The organism is Streptomyces sp. (assembly GCF_036524955.1).
Lineage (GTDB): Bacteria > Actinomycetota > Actinomycetes > Streptomycetales > Streptomycetaceae > Actinacidiphila.
The window spans coordinates 1-21226 of the sequence record NZ_DATDBG010000033.1 but is presented as its reverse complement, the minus strand read 5'-3'; the positions used below and the strand labels follow the sequence as shown (position 1 = coordinate 21226).

The following is a 21226-nucleotide window of genomic DNA, read 5'->3' as shown; positions in this document are numbered from 1 at the left end:
CGCGCAGACGCTGGCGCGCATGCTCAACGTCCCGTTCGCGGTCGCCGACGCAACGGCGCTCACGGAAGCCGGCTACGTCGGTGAGGACGTCGAGAACATCCTCCTCAAGCTCATCCAGGCCGCCGACTTCGATGTCAAACGCGCCGAGACCGGCATCGTCTACATCGACGAGATCGACAAGATCGCCCGTAAGAGCGAGAACCCTTCGATCACGCGGGACGTGTCGGGTGAAGGCGTCCAGCAGGCGCTGCTCAAGATCCTCGAGGGCACCGTGGCCTCGGTGCCGCCGCAGGGCGGGCGCAAGCACCCGCACCAGGAGTTCATCCAGATCGACACCACCAACGTGCTCTTCATCGTGGGCGGCGCCTTCTCCGGCCTGGAGAAGATCATCGAGGCCCGGGCGGGCGCCAAGGGCATCGGCTTCGGCGCCACCATCCGCTCCAAGCGGGAGATCCAGGCGGCCGACCAGTTCCAGGAGATCATGCCGGAGGACCTGGTCAAGTTCGGCATGATCCCCGAGTTCATCGGCCGGCTCCCGGTGATCACCAGCGTGCACAACCTCGACCGCGAGGCGCTGCTGCAGATTCTGGTCGAGCCGCGCAACGCGCTGGTCAAGCAGTACCAGCGGCTCTTCGAACTCGACGGCGTGGAGCTGGAGTTCGAGCGTGGCGCGCTGGAGGCCATCGCCGACCAGGCGATCCTGCGCCAGACCGGCGCCCGCGGCCTGCGCGCGATCATGGAAGAGGTGCTGATGTCGGTGATGTACGAGGTGCCGTCCCGCAAGGACGTGGCCCGCGTCGTCATCACCGCGGACGTCGTGCACTCCAACGTGAACCCGACCCTGGTCCCGCGCGAGCCGCGCATCGTGGGCAAGGGCGAGCAGAAGAGCGCGTAACCACGCCCGCGGACACACGGAAAGGGGCGCCCCGGAGAGGAACCGGGGCGCCCCTTTCCGTATCGCAGGTGTCCGAGCGCCGTTACTGGGTGATCTCGACCAGCGTGTCGTGGTGCGCCTTGGCGGCGACGTTCGCGGTCTCGTCCAGGGAGCCGCCCTGGCCGGTCAGCATCGAGCTCGCGTCGGAGACGGACACCACGCCGACCGTGCTGTAGTCGCATCCAGACGCACACCGGGATGGTGAAGGTCTTCAGCGTGCTGGAGCCGGCCGGCGTGAACTTCACCTTCTGGCACTTCAGGATCGCGTTGAGTCCCTCCGGCGTGAACTCCTGGCGGCTGCCGACCAGTTCGGCCTTGCCCTCGTCGTCGCTCTCCTTCTCGGTGATCGTGCCGAAGGCGGTGTCGATGACCTTCCTCGCGGATGAGGTGCGGGTTGCCTGCCGCAGGGGTGCAACCGATTCGTAACAGCCTGGGCCGCCCCCGTAGAATCCCTGCCGTGACCGACAACTCTCAGCAGAGCCCCGGACGCGGGCCCAACAGCACCCCCGAACTGCCGACCCAGTACGCGCCGGCCGAGGTAGAGGGGGCGCTGTACGAGCGCTGGGTGGAGCGCGGGTACTTCGAGGTGGACGCCAAGAGCGAGAAACCGCCGTACACCATCGTCATCCCGCCGCCGAACGTCACGGGCAGCCTGCACCTCGGCCATGCCTTCGAGCACACGCTGATCGACGCCCTCACCCGCCGCAAGCGGATGCAGGGGTACGAGACGCTGTGGCAGCCGGGCATGGACCACGCCGGGATCGCGACGCAGAACGTGGTCGAGCGGGAGCTGGCCAAAGAGGGGAAGTCGCGGCACGACCTCGGCCGTGAGGCGTTCGTCGAGCGGGTCTGGCGATGGAAGGCGGAGTCCGGCGGGCAGATCGCCGGGCAGATGCGGCGCCTGGGCAACGGTGTCGCCTGGAGCCGTGACCGGTTCACCATGGACGAGGGTCTGTCGCGTGCCGTTCAGACCATCTTCAAGAAGCTCTACGACGACGGGCTGATCTACCGCGCCGAGCGGATCATCAACTGGTGCCCGCGCTGTCTGACCGCCATCTCCGACATCGAGGTGGAGTACCAGGACGACGACGGCGAGCTGGTCTCGATCACCTACGGCGAGGGCGACGAGACGGTGGTCGTCGCGACCACCCGCGCCGAGACGATGCTCGGTGACACCGCGGTCGCCGTCCACCCCGACGACGAGCGGTACGCGCACCTGGTCGGCAAGCGGATCAAGCTGCCGCTCACCGACCGTACGATCCCGGTCGTCGCCGACACCCACGTCGACCCCGGGTTCGGCACCGGCGCGGTCAAGGTCACCCCGGCGCACGACCCCAACGACTTCGCCATCGGGCAGCGGCACGGGCTCGAATCGGTCGAGGTGCTGGACGAGCGTGGCGTGATCATGGCGCACGGCCCCTTCCAGGGCCTCGACCGTTTCGAGGCTCGCTCGACGATCGTGGCCGCGCTGCGCGCCGAGGGCCGGATCGTCGCCGAGAAGCGGCCGTACATCCACTCGGTCGGGCACTGCTCGCGCTGCGGTACGACGCTGGAGCCGCGGCTGTCGCTGCAGTGGTGGGTCAAGGTCGAGACGCTTGCCAAAGCCGCCGGCGACGCGGTCCGTGAAGGAAGGGTCGCCATTCACCCGGCCGACTTCTCGCAGCGGTACTTCGACTGGGTGGACAACCTCAACGACTGGTGCATCTCGCGCCAGCTCTGGTGGGGCCACCGCATTCCCGTCTGGCACGGCCCGAACGGTGAGATGGTCTGCGTCGGCCCCGACGAGCAGCCGCCCACCGGCCAGGGCTGGAGCCAGGACACCGACGTCCTGGACACCTGGTTCTCCTCCGGCCTGTGGCCGTTTTCCACCCTCGGCTGGCCCGAGCAGACCCAGGACCTGGCGAAGTTCTACCCGAACTCGGCCATGGTCACCGGCTACGACCTGATGTTCTTCTGGGTCGCCCGGATGATGATGTTCGGCCTGTACGCCATGGACGGCGCTGTGCCGTTCCACACCATCGCCTTCCACGGCATGGTCCGTGACGAGCACGGCAAGAAGATGTCCAAGTCCTTCGGCAACGCCGTGAACCCGCTGGACTGGATGGACAAGTACGGCTCCGACGCGCTGCGCTTCACGCTCGCGCGCGGCGCGAACCCGGGCATCGACGTTCCGATCGGCGAGGACTGGGTCCAGGCGTCCCGCAACTTCGCCAACAAGATCTGGAACGCGACCCGGTTCGCGCTGATGAACGGCGCCACCGTCGAGGGACCGCTGCCCGCGGCCGGGGAACTGTCCGCCGCGGACCGGTGGATACTGTCGCGGCTGAACGCGGTGGTCGCCGAGGCCGACGCGTACTACGACGACTACCAGTTCGCGAAGCTCAGCGACGCGCTGTACCACTTCGCGTGGGACGAGGTGTTCGACTGGTACGTCGAGCTGTCCAAGACCACCTTCCTCAAGGGCGGCGAGGGTGCGCGGGTTTCGCGCCGGGTGCTCGGCGAGGTGCTGGACGTGGTGCTGCGGCTGCTGCACCCGATCGTGCCCTTCGTCACCGAGACGCTGTGGACCACGCTCACCGGGCGCGAGTCGGTGGTGATCGCCCCGTGGCCGCAGTACAGCGGCTTCCGGGACACGGCGGCCGAGGCGGAGATCGCCGAGGTGCAGCGGGTGGTCACCGAGGTGCGCAGGTTCCGCTCGGACCAGGGGCTCCAGCCCGGCCAGAAAGTCCCGGCGCTGCTCACCCTGGACGGTACCGTGCTCGCTCCGCACGAGGACGCGATCCGGCAGCTGCTGCGGCTGCAAGCCGCGGGCGACGGCTTCCACGCCACCGCGACCCTGCCGGTGGCCGGCGTCACCGTGGCGCTGGACCTGTCGGGCACGATCGACGTGGCGGCCGAGCGCAAGCGGCTCACCAAGGACCTGGGCCTGGCCGAGAAGGAGAAGGCGCAGGCCGAGGCGAAGCTCGGCAACGAGGCGTTCCTCGCCAAGGCCCCCGAGCCGGTGGTCGCCAAGATCCGGGCCCGGCTGACCACGGCGGAGCAGGACATCACCCGGATCGGCGCGCAGCTCGAGGCGCTGCCGCAGGGGTGACCGGCTACGCAGCCGGCGCGCACGGGCCTGGGCCGCTCGGTCCGGGCCCGTCGCCGTATCCGCGCGTGGAGCCCCCTGCGGAAGCGCGCTGATCTCCGCCTCCCGGTGCGGGCCGGTGCCCCGGGCGGGGCTCGGCAGCGTCGCCCAGCGGGCCCGTGGACGTGCCACCCGCCTCGGCTCCGTAGACTGGACGCCGTGAGCGAGCACCCCCCTGGCGGCGACCCCTTCGACGGCGACGACGGGCCCCCGGAAGCGAATGAGATCCGCGAGGCCGACATGGCCGTCATCGAGGCGGGCAGCCGTACACTGCGCGCCCAGGTCACACCGCCCGCGCCGGAGGACGACGTGCCGGGGCGGCCGGCCGACCCGGCGGTCGACCAGGAGCTGCGTGCCGTGGAGGAGGAACTGCTCGGGCGCTGGCCGGAGACGAAACTGGACCCCTCGCTGGACCGGATGACCGCGCTGATGGACATCATCGGCGAGCCGCAGCGCAGCTACCCGGCGATCCACATCACCGGCACCAACGGCAAGACCAGCACCGCCCGCATGATCGAGCGGCTGCTGCTCGCCTTCGAGCTGCGCACCGGCCGCTACACCAGTCCCCACGTGCAGTCCGTCACCGAGCGGATCAGCCTGGACGGCACTCCGATCTCCGCCGAGCGCTTCATCGAGACCTACCGCGACCTCCAGCCGTACATCGGCATGGTGGACGAGTCCCGGCCGCACCGGTTGTCCTTCTTCGAGGTGCTCACCGGGATGGCGTACGCGGCCTTCGCCGACGCGCCCGTCGACGTCGCGGTCGTGGAGGTCGGCATGGGCGGCGGATGGGACGCCACCAACGTGGTGGACGCGGCCGTCGCCGTGGTCACCCCGGTCGCCCTCGACCACACCGATCGGCTGGGCGGCACGCCCGGTGAGATCGCGGTGGAGAAGGCCGGGATCATCAAGACAGCCGCGACCGCGGTCCTCGCCCAGCAGCCCACCGACGCCGCCAAGGTGCTGCTCAAGCGGGCCGTGGAGGTCGACGCCACGGTGGCCAGGGAGGGCCTGGAGTTCGGCGTCGTGCGCCGCGAGGTCGCCGTCGGCGGGCAGATGCTCACGCTGCGCGGGCTCGGCGGCGAGTACGAGCAGGTCTTCCTGCCGCTGCACGGCGAACACCAGGCGCACAACGCGGCCGTGGCGCTCGCCGCCGTCGAGGCGTTCTTCGGCATCGGCAGCATGCACCACCGCACGCTGGACCTGGAGACCGTGCGCGAGGCGTTCGCCGCGGTCACCTCGCCGGGCCGGCTCGAAGTCGTCCGCCGCAGTCCCACCGTGGTGCTGGACGCCGCGCACAACCCGGCCGGCGCGCAGGCCACCGCCGCCGCGGTCGGCGAGGTGTTCGGCTTCACCCACCTGGTGGGCGTGGTCGGGCCCAGCGGCGACAAGGACGTGCGCGGCCTGCTGGAGGCGTTCGAACCGGTCTTCGCGGAGGTCGTGGTGACCCGCAACTCCACCCAGCGCGCCATGGACGTGGACGCGCTGGCCGCGCTCGCCGTCGAGGTGTTCGGGGAGGACCGGGTGCAGGTCGAGCCGCGCCTTGACGACGCGTTGGAGGCGGCCATCACGCTCGCCGAGGACGAGGGCGAGTTCTCCGGGGCCGGAGTGCTGGTCACCGGTTCGGTCATCACCGTCGGAGAGGCCCGGCTGCTGCTGGGGCCGCAAGGGAAAGCCAAGTAAAGGAGTCCTGGCCATGCGGACGCTGTGTTCGTCCACGCTGATCAGCGAGTTCTTCGTCATCGGTTTCGCCGGGCTGGTCGCGATGAAGCACCCCGACCTGTCGATGGGAACGGTGTGGACGGTGTGCGGCGTCGCGATGGCCGTGTGCCTTCTGCTGTGCGGCGTGCTGAGCCGGCCGGGGGCGCTCGCGCTGGGCTGGGCGCTCCAGGCCGGTCTGATCGTCAGCGGGTTCGTCGTCGGTACCATGTTCTTCCTCGGCGTGGTCTTCGCCGCCCTGTGGTGGGCCTCCGTCCACTACGGCCGCAAGGTCGACGAGATCCGCGCCCGGCGCCCGGCACCGGCCGCCTGACTGCCGCCGGGTACCCGCCTTGTAGGCTCAGCGGCGCGTCAGATCGTCATACGGACTGTGCGCGCCCGCACACCCGCACCGCACCCCGTACCAGCACCCCACCAGGAGCCGTCCCGTGTCCCAGCGCACCCTTGTCCTTCTCAAGCCGGACGCCGTCCGCCGCGGTCTGGTCGGCGAACTCCTCGGCCGTATCGAGCGCAAGGCAGGCTGGACGATCAGCGCGCTGGAACTGCGGAGCCTGGACCGCGCCACGCTGGAGCAGCACTACGCCGAGCACGTCGGACGGCCCTTCTACGAGCCGCTGATGGAGTTCATGGCGTCCGGCCCGGTGGTCGCGCTGGTGGTCGAGGGCGAGCGGGTGGTCGAGGGCGTACGGGCGCTGGCCGGTCCCACCGACCCGATTGCCGCGGCACCGGGGTCCATTCGGGGGGACTTCGGGACGATCGTGCGAGAGAACCTGATCCACGCCTCGGACTCCGAGCAGTCCGCCGAACGCGAGATCAAGATCTTCTTCCCCGGTCTGGCCTAAAACCCCGCCTCTCCAGGGCATATGCGGGGAACGATCGGGAACCAATCACCCCGACACGGCGTCACCATTACAGAGGTCCGCTGTGTGTTCTGATGACAATGACGACGGAACCCCCGACCCTGCGTCCGGCCGGGCGCGACTACGATGGAATCTCCGCTCAAGCTCGGGAAGGCCAGACGTATCCACATGGCGAACAACATGTCGTTCATCGGCCGTGACATGGCTGTCGACCTCGGGACCGCCAACACGCTGGTGTACGTCAGGGGTCGCGGGATCGTCCTCAACGAGCCGTCGGTCGTGGCGGTCAACACCAATACGGGCGGCATCCTCGCGGTCGGCTCCGAGGCGAAGAAGATGATCGGCAGGACCCCCGGCAACATCGTCGCGGTCCGGCCGCTGAAGGACGGTGTCATCGCCGACTTCGAGATCACCGAGCGCATGCTGCGGTACTTCATCCTCAAGATCCACAAGCGCCGCTATCTGGCCCGGCCGCGCGTGGTGATCTGCGTGCCCTCCGGTATCACCGGAGTCGAGCGCCGGGCCGTGATCGAGGCGTCCACCCAGGCCGGCGCCCGTACCGTGCACATCATCGAGGAACCGATGGCCGCGGCGATCGGCGCCTCGCTCCCGGTCCACGAGGCCACCGGCAACATGGTGGTGGACATCGGCGGTGGCACCACCGAGGTGGCCGTGATCAGCCTCGGCGGCATCGTCACCGCGCAGTCCATCCGCGTCGCGGGCGACGAGCTGGACAACGCGATCATCCAGCACATCAAGAAGGAGTACAGCCTGCTGCTGGGCGAGCGCACCGCCGAGCAGATCAAGCTGACCATCGGCTCCGCCTTCGACCCGGGTCTGGACAAGGACGAGCACACCGAGATCCGCGGCCGGGACCTGGTCAGCGGGCTCCCCAAGACGGTGGTCATCTCCGCCACCGAGGTCCGCAAGGCCATCGAGGAACCGGTCAACGCGATCGTGGACGCGGTCAAGACCACCCTGGACAAGTGCCCGCCGGAGCTGTCCGGCGACATCATGGACCGCGGCATCGTGCTGGCCGGCGGCGGCGCGCTGCTGCGCGGCCTGGACGAACGGCTGCGGCACGAGACCGGCATGCCCATCCACATCGCCGAGGCGCCGCTGGACTGCGTGGCGCTCGGCGCCGGCAAGTGCGTCGAGGAGTTCGAGGCGCTCCAACAGGTCCTCGACGCCGCGCCGCGCAGATGACCGGGCCGGCCAGGCCGGTCCGCTCCGGCGGCTGAGCCGGCCGCCCGCCGATCCGGCCCTGCCGCCGGATCACAGCACACTAGCTCCGACCGGCCGCGGCGCCCCCAGCTGGCGGCGGGTCCGATGAGGAAGGCACGGACTGGCGCCCGTGAGGGACACACGAGAGAGCCGGCTTCTGCTGGTGCTGCTGGTGGTGGTCGCGTTCGCGCTGATCACCGTGGACATCCGGGGCGGTGAGGACTCACCGCTCGACCGGTCGCGGACCGCGGCCCAGTCCGTCTTCGGGCCGGTCGAGAACGCGGTGGCGGGCGCTGTCGACCCGGTGGGCAACGCCATAGAGGCGGTACGGGAATCCGGCGACCGCAGCAGCACCATCAGTCGCCTCCAGCGTGAGAACGAGGCGTTGAAGCAGCAGCTCGGCAGCAAGGACATCACCCGTCAGCGGGCCGCCGAACTGGACCGGCTGCTGAAGACCGCGGGCGCCGGGCAGTACGCCATCAAGGGCGCGCAGATCATCGCCATAGGAGCGGCCCAGGGCTTCTCGTGGACGGTCACCATCGACGCCGGCAGCCGCGACGGCATCTCCCGCGACATGACCGTCATCAACGGCGACGGCCTGGTCGGCCGGGTCACCACTGTCGGACCGGCCACCTCGACCGTACTGCTCGCCAACGACCCGGACTTCACCGTCGGCACCCGCATGGAAGGTTCCATGGAACTGGGCTTCGCCACCGGCCAGGGCGACCGGCCGATGCGGGTCCAGTTGCTGAACGGCAAGGCCGACGTGCGCAAGGGCGACCGGCTGGTCACCTTCGGCTCGCAGGCCGGCAAGCCGTTCGTGCCCGGTGTCCCGGTCGGACGGGTCATCGGCATGGAGCCTTCCGGGGGCAACCTCACCAAGGCCATCCTGGTGCAGCCGTTCGTCGGCTTCACCCGGCTCGACATCGTCGGCGTCGTCGTGGTGGGTCCGCGTACCGACCCGCGCGACAGCGTCCTGCCGACGCGGCCGGCCGTCCCGCCGAAGCCCAAGCCGAAGGCCACGGCCACGCCCAAGAGCGGGGCCACGCCAGGCAACGGGCCCACACCCATGAGCGGAACCACGGCCACGCCCATGGAGCCCACACCCATGGAGTCCGCCGCCGTGGAACCCACCCCCTCGACCGAGCCGGACCAGCCGTCACCGACGCCCGGCGGCAGCGCCTCGCCCGCTGCCACCCCGACGAACACCAGCGGGAACTGAACCATGCGCCTGAACCGGATCGTGCTCTCCACCGCCCTGGTGGTCATCGCCATGGTCGCCCAGGTCAGCGTGCTGGCCCGGCTGCACCTGCCCGGCGCGGTGCCCGACCTGCTGCTGCTCACCGTGCTCGGCCTGGCCATGACCTACGGCCATGTCGGGGGCAGTCTGGTCGGCTTCGGCGCCGGGCTGCTCGCCGACGTCGCGCCGCCCGCCGACCACGCGGTGGGCCGCTACGCGCTCGTCCTGTGCGTCATCGGCTACGCGGCGGGCCTGGTCAAACCCGAGTCCGGCCAACTGCGCACCGCCGCGGCCCCCATGACGGTCGTGGTCGTCGCCGCCGTCGGCACGACGCTGCTCTACGCGGGCGTCGGCAGCCTGGTCGGCGACACCGCCGGCGCCCATGTGGGCCTGGGCAAACTGGTCTTCACCGCCACCGTCTACGACCTGCTGCTGGCGCCCTTCGTCGTCCCGTTGGTGATGGCGCTGGCCCGCCGCTTCGACCACGACCCGCTCGCCGAGGACTCGGCCGGCGGCTTCGGCGGCCGCGTCCGCACCAGAACCGGCATCGCCCCGCAGCGCAACCTGTTCGGCCGCGCGGGCAAGACGGTCCGCTCCACCTCGATGGTCCGCGGAGGGGTGCGCCGGTGAGCGACGTGCGCGCGGCCGCCGGGCCGCTGGTGGGTGTGGTGCGGGCATGTGTGTGCCGTGCGGGCGGAGAAGCGAACGGAGGGCAGCGGTGAGCAACATCCCCGAGACCGGCCGTACCTCCCGGGTCACCATCCGCCTGGTCATCCTCCAGGTCCTCGTCGTGTCGCTGCTGCTCACCCTCGGCGGACGCCTGTGGTACCTGCAGGTCCGCAACGGCGCCGAGTACGAGCAGAAGGCCGCCAGCAACCACATCCAGCAGGTCGTCACGCCCGCCGTGCGCGGCGCGATCCTCGACGACCGCGGGGTGCCGCTCGCCGACAACGAGACCAAGCTCGTGGTCTCCGCCAGCCGCACCGACCTGCTCAAGCAGACCGACGACGGCAAGGCCGTACTGACCCGGCTGGCCGGCGTGCTCGGCATGACGGCGAAGGACGTGCTCGACAAGGTGCGGCTGTGCGACGCCCACACCCCGCGCCCCTGCTGGAACGGCTCCCCGTACCAGCCGATCCCGATCACCGACGAGGCCACCACGCAGCAGGCCCTGCAGATCATGGAGCGGCGCGAGGACTTCCCCGGCATCACCGCCGAACCCACCGCCGTACGCCGGTACGCGGCCCCGTACAAGGCCAACACCGCGCAGGTGCTCGGCTATCTGTCGCCGGTCACCGACGAGGAGGTGGCCGCGTCGGAGAAGACCGACAACCCGCTGCTGCGCTCCGACCAGATCGGCCGCTCGGGCCTGGAGAGCACCTACGACGCGCAACTGCGCGGCAAGGCCGGCGTGACCCGTTACGAGGTGGACAACCTCGGCCGGGTCATCGGCAAGGCGGGCGACACCCCGGCGCAGCCCGGCGCCAACCTGGTCACCAGCATCGACGCACGCGTCCAATTCGTCGCCGAGAAGGAACTCGCGACGGCCATGTCGGAGGCCCGCAAGACCTACGACAAGATCACCCGGGAGAACTACAAGGCGGACTCCGGCGCGGCCGTCGTGATGGACAACCGCACCGGCCATGTCATCGCCATGGCCAGCGCCCCCACCTACGACCCCAACGCGTGGGTCGGCGGCATCTCCGCCAAGGACTACAAGGCGCTCACCGACGCCAAGTCCAACTACCCGCTGCTGAACCGGGCCGTCCAGGGCCAGTCGGCGCCCGGCTCCACCTTCAAGGTGATCTCCACCTCCGCCGCGGTCAACGCCGGCTACTCCATCGACGGCTCCTATCAGTGCAGCCCGTCGATGACCATCGGCAACCGGGTCTTCAAGAACTTCGAAGGCGAGTCCTTCGGCTCCATCTCGCTCCAGCGCGCCCTCGAGGTCTCCTGTGACACCGTCTTCTACGGCCTCGCGTACGACCAGTGGCAGAAGGACGGCGGCACCAACCCCAAGCACGCCAAGGACTGGTTCTTCAAGACCGCCCACCAGTTCGGCCTCAACGCCAAGACCGGCATCGACCTGCCCGGTGAGGTCACCGGCCGGATTCCGGACCGTCAGTGGAAGCGCAGCTTCTACGACGCCAACAAGGACTACTGGTGCAAGGTGGCGAAGACCAAACGGACCGACTACGCCGCCCAGATCGCCCGGGAGAACTGCACCGACGGCTACGTGCTGCGCGCCGGTGACTCGGTCAACTACGCGATCGGGCAGGGCGACACGCTGGTCACCCCGATCCAGATGGCCCGCGTCTACGCAGCGCTGGCCAACGGCGGCACCCTCTTCGAGCCGTCGCTGGCGAAGGCCGTGGTGAGCCCCGACGGGAAGACCGTCACCCCGATCAAGCCCAAGGTGGCCGGCAGGCTGCCGGACTCCCAGCAGACCCTGAAGTACATCAACACGGCCCTCGCGGGCGTCGTCACCCACGGTACGGCCGCCTGGAAGTTCGGCGGCTGGCCGCAGGACAAGATCACCCTGCACGCCAAGACCGGTACCGCGGAGGTCGCCGGCAAGCAGACGACGTCGTGGCTGACCACGTACACCAAGGACTACACGGTCGTGATGACGATCTCGCAGGCCGGTACCGGTTCCGGCGCCTCCGGTACCGCGATCCGGCGGATCTACGAGGCGATGTACGGCATCACCAAGGACAGCTCCCAGATCGACCCGAGCAAGGGCCTGATGCCCACGCCGGTCACCAAGCTGCCGAAGATCACCGCGGACGGTGTGGTGGTCCGGGCTTCGTACCCCGGCATGTATCCGTCCGGCCCGGTCGCCGTCCCGGTCGCGCCCCGCACCGCGGGCGACGGCCCGGCCGTACCGGCCGCGCTCGCCCCCACCAGGACCGAGCGACCGCTCCACGGCAGGAAGTCCCGGGCATGAGCGCGCACAGCTACTCGATCCGCCGGTTCACCCCCGAGCGCTCCGCGCTGGGCAAGCTCTTCGCGCGGGACTCGATCGTGCGCCGGATGGACTGGCTGCTGCTCTTCGCGACGCTGGCGCTGTGCGGGATCGGCACGCTGCTGGTGTACTCGGCGACCCGTAACCGCACGAACCTCACCCACGGCGACCAGTACTACTTCCTGATCCGCCACATGATGAACGCCGGCATCGGTTTCGGCCTCGCCGCGGGCGCCATGGCCATAGGACACCGCCGGATGCGCGGGGTGGTGCCGTTCTTCTACGCCTTCTCCATCCTCGGCGTCCTGGCCGTGCTCAGCCCGCTGGGCTCCACCGTCAACGGCTCGCACGCGTGGATCGTGATCGGCGGCGGCTTCTCGGTGCAGCCGTCGGAGTTCGTGAAGATCGCCATCATCATCGGCATGGCGATGGTGCTCTCCGCCCGGGTGGACGCGGGCGACAAGGTGCACCCCGACCACCGCACGGTGCTGCAGTCCCTGGGCCTGGCCGCGGTGCCGGTCGTGATCATCATGCTGATGCCGGACCTCGGCTCGGTCATGGTGCTCGGCGCGATCGTGCTCGGCGTCCTGCTCGCCTCCGGCGCGTCCAACCGCTGGGTGTTCGGCCTGATCGCCGCGGGCATCGCCGGAGCGCTGCTGGTGTGGCAGCTCGGCGTCCTCGACCAGTACCAGATCGACCGCTTCGCCGCCTTCGCCAACCCCGCCCTCGACCCCTCCGGCGTCGGCTACAACACCAGCCAGGCCCGCATCGCCATCGGCTCGGGCGGACTGCTCGGCAAGGGACTCTTCCACGGCGGCCAGACCACCGGGCAGTTCGTGCCCGAGCAGCAGACCGACTTCGTCTTCTCGGTCGCGGGGGAGGAACTGGGCTTCGTCGGCGCCGCTTTCATCATCTCCCTGCTCGGCATCATCCTGTGGCGCGCCTGCGCGATCGCCCGCAACGCCACGGACCTGTACGGCACGATCGTGGCGGCCGGCATCGTGGCGTGGTTCGCCTTCCAGTCGTTCGAGAACATCGGGATGACGCTGGGGATCATGCCGGTGGCGGGCATCCCGTTGCCCTTCGTGTCGTACGGCGGTTCGTCGATGTTCGCCAACTGCGTCGCCATAGGGCTGTTGCAGTCGGTACGGATGCAGCGGCCGATGTCGGCGTAGGGCCGGTCCGGCACGTCCGGGTCCGGGGGCCCGGGGGGTGCCGGGGGTCTCGCACTGGTCGGTCTTTCCTGCTCACTCCCTGCGCGGGTGGCCTCGTTCCTCGGCCGCCCACTCCGGGAGCTTGTGCGTCAGCCCTCCGAGGTGGCAGCCGTTGAGCGCGCGCCTTGCCTCCCGCCGGATGGCGGATTACCGTCCCAGCATGGGCGAACGGGTCCGGGAGACCGAACGGAAGTACGAGACCGCGGGTGACGGCCCCAGCCTCGGACCGGACGGGCTGACCGGCCTGCCCGGCGTCTCCTCGGTGGCCACCCCCGAGCCGGTACGGCTGGACGCCGTCTACTACGACACCCCGGACCTCGCCCTCGCCGCCCACCGCAGGACGCTGCGCCGCCGCACGGGCGGCGACGACGCGGGCTGGCACCTCAAACTGCCCACCGCCGAGGCCGACACCCGCACCGAGGTGCACGCCCCGCTGGGTTCTGCCGCGGACCAGCCGCCGCCGGAGCTGCTGTCCGAGGTCGCCGCGGTGGTACGGGGCCGCCCGCTCGCCCCCGTCGTACGGCTGCGGACCACCCGGCGGCCGGCGCTGCTGCGGGACAAGGCCGGACGGACCCTGGCCGAGATCGCGTACGACGAGGTGGCCGCCTCGGCGCCGGGCGGACCGGACACGGCGTGGACCGAGGTCGAGGTGGAACTGCGGGACGGGAAGGCCCGGCTGCTGGACGCCGTGGAGGAACGTCTCACGGCGTCGGGACTGCGCCGCTCCGCCTCCCCCTCCAAGCTCGCCCGCGCCCTCGGCGACCGGCTCGTCCCGCTGCCGCGACCGGCCGACCCCGCGCGGACCGCCGGCCAGGTCGCCACCGCGTACCTGCACGCCCAGCTCACCGCCCTCCTCACCCTCGACCCCGCGGTGCGCCGCGCCGAGGAGGACGCCGTCCACCGGATGCGGGTCGCCACCCGCCGCGCCCGCAGCGCGCTGAAGAGCTTCCGCCGCGAGCTGGACCGCACCGCCACCGACCCGCTCGGCGGCGAACTGCGCTGGCTGGCCGGCGTCCTCGGCCTCGAACGCGACCGCGAGGTGCTGGCCGAACGCCTCGCGCGACGGCTAGCCGAACTCGACCCGGCCCTGGTCAACCCGAAGGTGCGCCGCCGGGTGACGCCCCCCGCGGGCCACTCCGGTGTGCACGCCGTCGTCGTCCGCGAACTCGACGGGCCCCGCTACTTCGGGCTGCTCTACACCCTCGAATCGCTGCTGACCGCGCCCCCGTTCCGCCCCGCCGCCGACGTCGGCGCCGGCCGGGCCGCCGCGGCGACCGTACGACGCGACCACGCCAGGCTGCGCCGCCGGATCGAGGCCGCCCTCCGCCTTCCGCCCGGCGACGACCGCGACACCGCCCTCCACGAGGCCCGCAAGGACGCCAAACGCGCCCGCTACTCCAGCGAGGCGGCCGAATCGGTACTCGGCGCCTCCGCCACCGACCACACCACCCGCATGAAGTCAGTGCAGCAGCTCCTCGGCGAACACCAGGACAGTGTGATGTGCCGCCGCGTCCTGGCGGACCTGCGCCACCAGGCCCGCGCGGCGGGCGAGAACCCGGCACCGTACAAGGCGATGTCCCGCCGGGAGCGAGAGCTGGCCACGGCGGTGGAGGCCCGGCTCCCGGAGGTCTGGCGGGCGGCGGACCGCACGGTGTGAGGACCCCCGCCCGTGCGCGGGCGGAACGGTCTGAAGAGGGGGCGCCTTCCGCCTCGGGTAACCTTGAGGGCCATCCTCCCCCCGGCCGATTCCGCCGGGGTGTCCCCGCCAGCCCACTGAGAGTCGCCGAGATGCCTGTCGAGTCGGTCTTTCCCCGCCTGGAAGCGCTGCTCCCGCACGTACAGAAGCCGATCCAGTACGTGGGCGGAGAGCTGAACTCCACCGTCAAGGACTGGGACAGCGCCGACGTGCGGTGGGCGCTGATGTACCCGGACGCGTACGAGGTGGGCCTGCCCAACCAGGGCGTCATGATCCTCTACGAGGTGCTCAACGAACGCCAGGGCGTACTCGCCGAGCGGACGTACAGCGTCTGGCCGGACCTCGAGGCGCTGATGCGCGAGCACGGCGTGCCGCAGTTCACCGTCGACGCCCACCGGCCGGTGCGCGCCTTCGACGTCTTCGGCCTGAGCTTCTCCACCGAGCTCGGATACACCAACATGCTGGCCGCCCTCGACCTCGCCGGCATCCCCCTGAACAGCGCCGACCGCACCCTGGACGACCCGATCGTGCTGGCCGGCGGCCACGCGGCCTTCAACCCCGAGCCGATCGCCGACTTCATCGACGCCGCCGTCATCGGCGACGGCGAGCAGGCCGTACTGGAGATCACCGAGGTCGTCCGCGCCTGGAAGGCCGAGGGCCGGCCCGGCGGGCGGGACGAGATCCTGCTGCGCCTGGCCAGGACCGGCGGGGTGTACGTACCGCGCTTCTACGATGTCGAGTACCTGCCCGACGGCCGCATCTCCCGGGTCGTGCCCAACCGCTCCGGCGTGCCGTGGCGGGTCTCCAAGCACACCGTGATGGACCTCGACGAGTGGCCGTACCCCAAGCAGCCGCTCGTCCCGCTCGCCGAGACCGTCCACGAGCGGATGTCCGTCGAGATCTTCCGCGGCTGCACCCGCGGCTGCCGCTTCTGCCAGGCCGGCATGATCACCCGCCCGGTCCGCGAGCGGTCCATCACCGGCATCGGCGAGATGGTCGACGCGGGCCTGAAGGCCACCGGCTTCGAGGAGGTCGGCCTGCTCTCGCTCTCCTCCGCCGACCACAGCGAGATCGCCGACATCGCCAGGGGTCTCGCCGACCGCTACGAGGACGACAAGATCGGCCTCTCCCTGCCCTCCACCCGCGTGGACGCCTTCAACATCGACCTCGCCGACGAACTGACCCGCAACGGCCGCCGCTCCGGCCTCACCTTCGCACCCGAAGGCGGCTCCGAGCGTATCCGCAAGGTCATCAACAAGATGGTCTCCGAAGAGGACCTGATCCGTACCGTCGCCACCGCGTACGGCAACGGCTGGCGCCAGGTGAAGCTCTACTTCATGTGCGGCCTGCCCACCGAGACCGACGAGGACGTCCTGCAGATCGCCGACATGGCGAAGAAGGTCATCCAGAAGGGCCGCGAGGTCACCGGGCAGAACGACATCCGCTGTACCGTCTCCATCGGCGGCTTCGTCCCCAAGCCGCACACCCCCTTCCAGTGGGCCCCCCAACTCGGCGTCGAGGAGACCGACGCCCGCCTGGAGAAGCTGCGCGACGCCATCCGCGGCGACCGGAAGTACGGGCGCAACATCGGCTTCCGCTACCACGACGGCAAACCCGGAATCATCGAGGGCCTGCTCTCCCGCGGCGACCGCCGGGTCGCCTCCGTGATCCGCGCGGTCTACGAGTCCGGTGGCCGCTTCGACGGCTGGCGCGAGCACTTCTCCTACGACCGCTGGATGCGCGCCTGCGCCGCCGCCCTCCCCGAGCGGGGCGTGGACCTCGACTGGTACACCACCCGCGAACGCACCGTCGAGGAGGTCCTGCCCTGGGACCACCTCGACTCCGGCCTCGACAAGGACTGGCTCTGGGAGGACTGGCAGGACGCCCTCGACGAGACCGAGGTCGAGGACTGCCGCTGGACCCCGTGCTTCGACTGCGGGGTGTGCCCTCAGCTGGACACGAGTATCCAGATCGGCCCGACGGGCAAGAAGCTGCTGCCGCTCATGGTCACCAACGCGGGCGCGCAGCGGGGCGCGTAGGCACGGCGGGAACCGCGGTTCGGCATCCGAACCGCGGTTCCCGCCGTGCTGCCTTTCAGGACGTCAACGCGGTTTCGGGTTCGGCCGGGGTGCCCGCGGCGTCCACCGCGGGGTCGGCGGCCGGGGTCTTGCCGAGGAAGGCGGCGCGGGCGGCGTCGGCGTCCAGGACGCCTTCCCAGCGGGCGACCACGAAGGTGGCGACGCAGTTGCCGAGCAGGTTGGTGACCACGCGCATGGTGTCCATCAGCCGGTCGGCGGCGAGCAGGAGGGCGACGGCGCCCACCGGGACCACGTGCAGCGCCGTCACGGTGGCCGAGAGCGCCAGGAACGCGGAGCCGGGGATGCCGGCCATTCCCTTGGAGGTGAGCACCAGCACCAGGACGGCGACGGCCTGCTGGCCGAGCGTCAGGTCGACGCCGACGGCCTGTGCCATGAACAGCAGGGCGATGGACAGGTAGATGGACGCGCCGTCGAGGTTGAAGGAGTATCCGGTCGGCAGTACCAGGCCGGTGGTCGACTCCGGGCACCCCGCGCCGCGCAGCTTCTGCATGATGCGCGGCAGCACCGACTCACTGGACGCGGTGGCCACCGCGAGGGTGAACTCCGCGCGGGCGTATACAAGAAAGCGCCACAGGCTCAGCCCGGTGAGGACCTTCAGCAGCACCGCCAGGACCAGGACGAAGAGCAGCGCGCTCCCGTAGCAGGCGGCGATCAGCTTGCCGTACGAGGACAGCGCCTGCAGACCGTACTGGCCGATGAGGTACGCGGCCGAGGCGAAGGCGGCGACCGGTGCCAGCTTCATGACATAGCCGACGATCTTGAAGATGACCTCGGCGGCCTGGTCCACCAGATTGAGCACCAGCGGTGCCCGCTCGCGGCCCACGTGTACGATCGCGGCCCCGCACAGGACGGCCAGCAGCAGCACCTGGAGGAGTTTGTTCTCGGCGAAGGCGCCGACGGCACTGGTCGGGATGATGTCCAGGAAGAATCCGGTGACGCCGGGCAGGTGGTTGTCGGCGGTCTTCGCGTCCACCGCTCCCTCGTCGAGCACGGGGTGCCCGCCCGCGAACCCGGCTCCCGGCTGGACCAGGTTGCCCACCAGGAGACCGAACACCAGCGCGGCGGTGGTCACCGCCTCGAACCGGATCAGCGCCTTCAGGCCGATCCGTCCGACGGCCTTCAGATCGCCGGCCTTGGCGATTCCGGTCACCACCACGCAGAAGACGAGCGGGGAGATCACCATCTTGATCAGCTTCAGGAACCCGTTGGCGACCTGCTGGAATGTCTCCGCGGACGCGGGCCATACCTCGCCGACGACGGCCCCGAGCACCAGCGCGAGGACCACATGGAAGAACGGCGACCGGAGCAGCGCGGCCGGTCTGAAGCCGGCCGGTGGGGCCTGAGCGGTGGTGGACATGTGACTCCCTGATCCCGAATTCCGCATAGCGGAAACTCTATTTCAGGACGTCATCCTGCAAGGCGCGTGTTTCGGCGATGACTCAACTCCGTGTGCCCAGTGCAACGTTGCTCCTGTTGGTCGGGGTGGCCCGGCACCGGGCGAAAACCCTTGACCGTGCCGGGGCCGCGCCCGGCAGGCTGAGCCGATGCCGCGACTCGTCGACCCGCGCTGATCACCTGCGACACCACCAACACCGCCTCCCGCAAGGTGATCGAGGCGTGCGGGGGCCGGTGCGAGGACGAGTGCGGTGGGACACTGCGCTACTGGGCGCCGACCGGGATCCGCTAGGTTCGGGCCATGTCGTACCAGGACCTCCGGGGGACGTCCGCGCGGCCTGACGGCTGCCTGGCCGTGGCGATACGGATCTCCGTGCGGGTCGTCGCGGTGATCGTGATCCTGCCGCTGCGGCTGCTGTGGGACGCGGCGCGGGCGTCGCAGGGGTGGCTGTGGCGCTACGTGCTGCGTCCGCCGCTGCGCGCGCTGGGCCGGGCCGCCGGCTGGTTGGTCGACATTCTGCTGGTCAGGCCCGCGGCGTGGCTGTGGCGCCACGTCCTCACGCCGCTGGGTCGCAGCCTGGTGCGGACGGCGCGGACGGCCGTGCGATGGCTGCTGGTCCTCCCGGTCCTCGCTCTGTACCGGTACGTGCTGGCGCCGGCCGGCCGGGCGGCGCGCTGGTGCCTGCTGGGGCTGGCGGCGGTCACGGCCTGGCTCGGTCGCGTCCTCGTCGCCACGCCCGCGGCCTGGCTGTGGCGCCTGGTACTCCTGCCGGTGATCACGGCGGTCGGGCTCGCGGCGGCGTTCCTCGTGCGGTACGTGCTGGTGTGGCCGGCCGTGGCGCTGTGGCGGTACGTACTGGTGCCCGCCGGGCGCGGCCTGTGGTGGATGGTGCGGGGCGCCGGGCTCGCGCTGGCCTGGCTCTTCCGGGTGCTTGTGGCGGTGCCGTTTGTCTTTCTCTGGCAGCGGGTGGTCGTGCCGGTCGCCCGGGAGATCGGGGCGGCCGTCGCCCAGGCGTGGCGGGTCACCGCGTATCTCTCGCGGGCCGTCGGACGCGGCCTGGCCTGGCTCTTCCGGGTACTGATCGCGATTCCGGTCGCCTGGGTGCGGCGGCGGACCGGTGCCCCTGCGCTGCGTGCGGTACGGGCGGCCGGGCGGTGGGTCCGGCGCGAGGTCCTGCGCCCGGTCCGGCAGGCGGTGGCCGACGCGCGCCGGACCGTCCGCGTGGCACTGTTCGGGACCCCGCAGCGCGACGTGGAACCACCCCCCGTCGACCTGGGCAAACCGTAGTTGTCCACAGGGCGGTGCCGGGCCGGTGTGGGTCGGGGTCTGCGCGGCGTAACCTTGTATGTGTGCGGTACGGACGACGTACCGCACACATACGGACTGAACGCACGACGAGGGACTGAACGACACTGGGCAAGCGACAGCCCGAAGGCCCGCCGCCCGCACCCGCGGTGCAGCGCATCCGCCTGCGGTACACCAAGCGCGGACGCCTTCGTTTCACCAGCCACCGCGACTTCCAGCGCGCCTTCGAGCGGGCGCTGCGCCGCGCCGAGGTGCCGATGGCGTACTCGGCGGGGTTCACCCCGCACCCGAAGGTGTCGTACGCGGGCGCCGCACCCACCGGCGTCGGCAGCGAGGCGGAGTACTTGGAGATCGCGCTCGCCCAGGAGCGCGATCCGGAGAAGCTGCGGCTGCTGCTGGACGAGTCGCTGCCCGCCGGACTCGACATCACCGAGGCGGTCGAGGCCCGCACCTCCGGGCTGGCCGAGCGCCTTGAGGCGTCGGTCTGGCAGTTGCGGCTCGACGGCGTCACGCCGGACGAGGCGCGGCGGGCGGTGGCCGTGTTCCTCGCCGCGGACAGCGTGGAAGTACAGCGCGACACCAAGAACGGTGTCCGTGTCTTCGACTGCCGGGCCGCCGTCACGCGGCTCGACGTCATGGACGCGGATGCCACCGAAGAGGGTGCCGATAGGCCGCGGGACCACGCCTGTGCGATACTGCGGCTGGTTGTGCGGCACCTGACACCTGTCGTACGGCCCGACGACGTACTGTCCGGCCTCCATGCGACGGCCGACCTCGCGCCGCCGGTCCCCGCAGCGGTGACCAGGCTGGCGCAGGGGCCGCTCGACGAGGAGTCCGGTTCGGTCGCCGACCCGCTCGCGCCCGATCGCGACGCCGTGGCGGTACCGGCCGGTTCCGTGTAGGTACGGCGTCGACGCGTCGCCGACGCACCAGGGAGCCACCCGGGTCCGGCGCCGCTGACCACATGAGACTTTCGTCGGCCCTCGACCCGGGCCGACGAGCGACACAACAGCTCCCGTGCGGCGCACGCGCCCTCGGCGGCCCGGCTCCGATACCCAAGCGGACCGCCGGCCCCGAACCGGACGCGGCGCCCGGGAGCATGACGGGAGCAATGCCCGAATGCCCGAGACCGATCCCACTGTGCCGGGTGCCGACCCGGAGACTTCTGCCACCGCCGACGAAGCGGCCGCACCCCCCCGCCGTCGCCGCGCCGCCTCCCGCCCCGCGGGTCCGCCGGTGGGCGCCGACGGTACGACGACGGGCGGCGACGCCACGGCACAGGACGCGCCCGCCCCGCCCCGACGCCGCGCCACCCGGAAGACCGCCGCGACCGAGCCCGTGAACGCCTCCGGCTCGGCTACGGACGGCGCTTCCGTCGCCGACCCCGGTGCCGCGGACGAGGCCGCGCCCGCGCGTACCCGCCGCCGGGCGACGCGTAAGGCCACCG

At 70.9% G+C, this 21226-nt stretch carries 17 protein-coding genes; 16 read left to right on the top strand and 1 reads right to left on the bottom strand.

Translation table 11 applies throughout. The annotated features are described in order from the left end of the window. The 13 genes from clpX to VIW71_RS02825 form a co-directional block, all read left to right on the top strand. A partial coding sequence (gene clpX / locus VIW71_RS02885; protein WP_331620294.1) for an ATP-dependent Clp protease ATP-binding subunit ClpX occupies positions 1–895 on the top strand: 895 nt, incomplete at its 5' end. 237 nt (positions 896–1132) lie between these two features. Then, entirely contained in the window at positions 1133–1360 is a 228-nt protein-coding gene (locus tag VIW71_RS02880) for a hypothetical protein (RefSeq protein ID WP_331620292.1), read from the top strand. Positions 1361–1391: 31 nt separating this feature from the next. Further along, on the top strand, positions 1392–4025 hold the full coding sequence (locus VIW71_RS02875; protein ID WP_331620291.1) for a valine--tRNA ligase: 2634 nt from the start codon (positions 1392–1394) through the stop codon (positions 4023–4025). 195 nt (positions 4026–4220) lie between these two features. Continuing rightward, positions 4221–5744, top strand: coding sequence for a bifunctional tetrahydrofolate synthase/dihydrofolate synthase (folC, locus tag VIW71_RS02870; protein WP_414720630.1), 1524 nt, complete (start codon positions 4221–4223; stop codon positions 5742–5744). Positions 5745–5757: 13 nt separating this feature from the next. Then, a complete protein-coding gene (locus VIW71_RS02865) occupies positions 5758–6093 on the top strand; it encodes a DUF4233 domain-containing protein (protein WP_331620289.1) in 336 nt (111 codons plus the stop codon). Positions 6094–6208: 115 nt separating this feature from the next. After that, the gene (ndk, locus tag VIW71_RS02860) at positions 6209–6622 is read left to right on the top strand and encodes a nucleoside-diphosphate kinase (protein ID WP_331620288.1); all 414 of its coding nucleotides are present in this window, start codon (positions 6209–6211) and stop codon (positions 6620–6622) included. Positions 6623–6820: 198 nt separating this feature from the next. After that, entirely contained in the window at positions 6821–7846 is a 1026-nt protein-coding gene (locus tag VIW71_RS02855) for a rod shape-determining protein (protein ID WP_331620296.1), read from the top strand. Between the two features lie 148 nt (positions 7847–7994). Then, complete coding sequence (gene mreC, locus VIW71_RS02850; protein WP_331620287.1) at positions 7995–9086, top strand: rod shape-determining protein MreC; 1092 nt, start codon at positions 7995–7997, stop codon at positions 9084–9086. 3 nt (positions 9087–9089) lie between these two features. Next, positions 9090–9734, top strand: a complete 645-nt coding sequence (mreD, locus tag VIW71_RS02845) for a rod shape-determining protein MreD (protein WP_331620286.1) — start codon at positions 9090–9092, stop codon at positions 9732–9734. An 88-nt stretch (positions 9735–9822) separates the two neighbouring features. Continuing rightward, positions 9823–12051 (top strand): penicillin-binding protein 2, encoded by a 2229-nt coding sequence (gene mrdA, locus VIW71_RS02840; RefSeq protein ID WP_331620284.1) that lies wholly within the window; start codon positions 9823–9825, stop codon positions 12049–12051. After that, positions 12048–13244 (top strand): rod shape-determining protein RodA, encoded by a 1197-nt coding sequence (rodA, locus tag VIW71_RS02835; protein ID WP_331620283.1) that lies wholly within the window; start codon positions 12048–12050, stop codon positions 13242–13244. The genes mrdA and rodA overlap by 4 nt, the downstream gene beginning before the upstream one ends. 199 nt (positions 13245–13443) lie before the next feature. Then, positions 13444–14940 carry a CYTH and CHAD domain-containing protein gene (locus tag VIW71_RS02830; protein ID WP_331620282.1) on the top strand — a complete coding sequence of 499 codons (1497 nt, stop codon included), beginning with the start codon at positions 13444–13446 and terminating at the stop codon, positions 14938–14940. A gap of 131 nt (positions 14941–15071) precedes the next feature. After that, positions 15072–17018 (top strand): TIGR03960 family B12-binding radical SAM protein, encoded by a 1947-nt coding sequence (locus VIW71_RS02825; protein WP_331620281.1) that lies wholly within the window; start codon positions 15072–15074, stop codon positions 17016–17018. A gap of 55 nt (positions 17019–17073) precedes the next feature. Here VIW71_RS02825 and VIW71_RS02820 read toward each other — a convergent pair whose 3' ends face one another. Continuing rightward, complete coding sequence (locus tag VIW71_RS02820; protein WP_331620280.1) at positions 17074–18435, bottom strand: cation:dicarboxylate symporter family transporter; 1362 nt, start codon at positions 18433–18435, stop codon at positions 17074–17076. Positions 18436–18774: 339 nt separating this feature from the next. Between VIW71_RS02820 and VIW71_RS02815 the strand changes: the two genes are divergently transcribed. The 3 genes from VIW71_RS02815 to VIW71_RS02805 all read left to right on the top strand — a co-directional run. Then, a complete protein-coding gene (locus VIW71_RS02815; protein ID WP_331620279.1) occupies positions 18775–19761 on the top strand; it encodes a hypothetical protein in 987 nt (328 codons plus the stop codon). Positions 19762–19928: 167 nt separating this feature from the next. Then, positions 19929–20681 (top strand): TIGR03936 family radical SAM-associated protein, encoded by a 753-nt coding sequence (locus tag VIW71_RS02810; protein WP_331620278.1) that lies wholly within the window; start codon positions 19929–19931, stop codon positions 20679–20681. A 217-nt stretch (positions 20682–20898) separates the two neighbouring features. Then, positions 20899–21226, top strand: a 328-nt coding sequence (locus VIW71_RS02805; RefSeq protein WP_331620277.1) for a hypothetical protein, incomplete at its 3' end; no start/stop codon positions are given.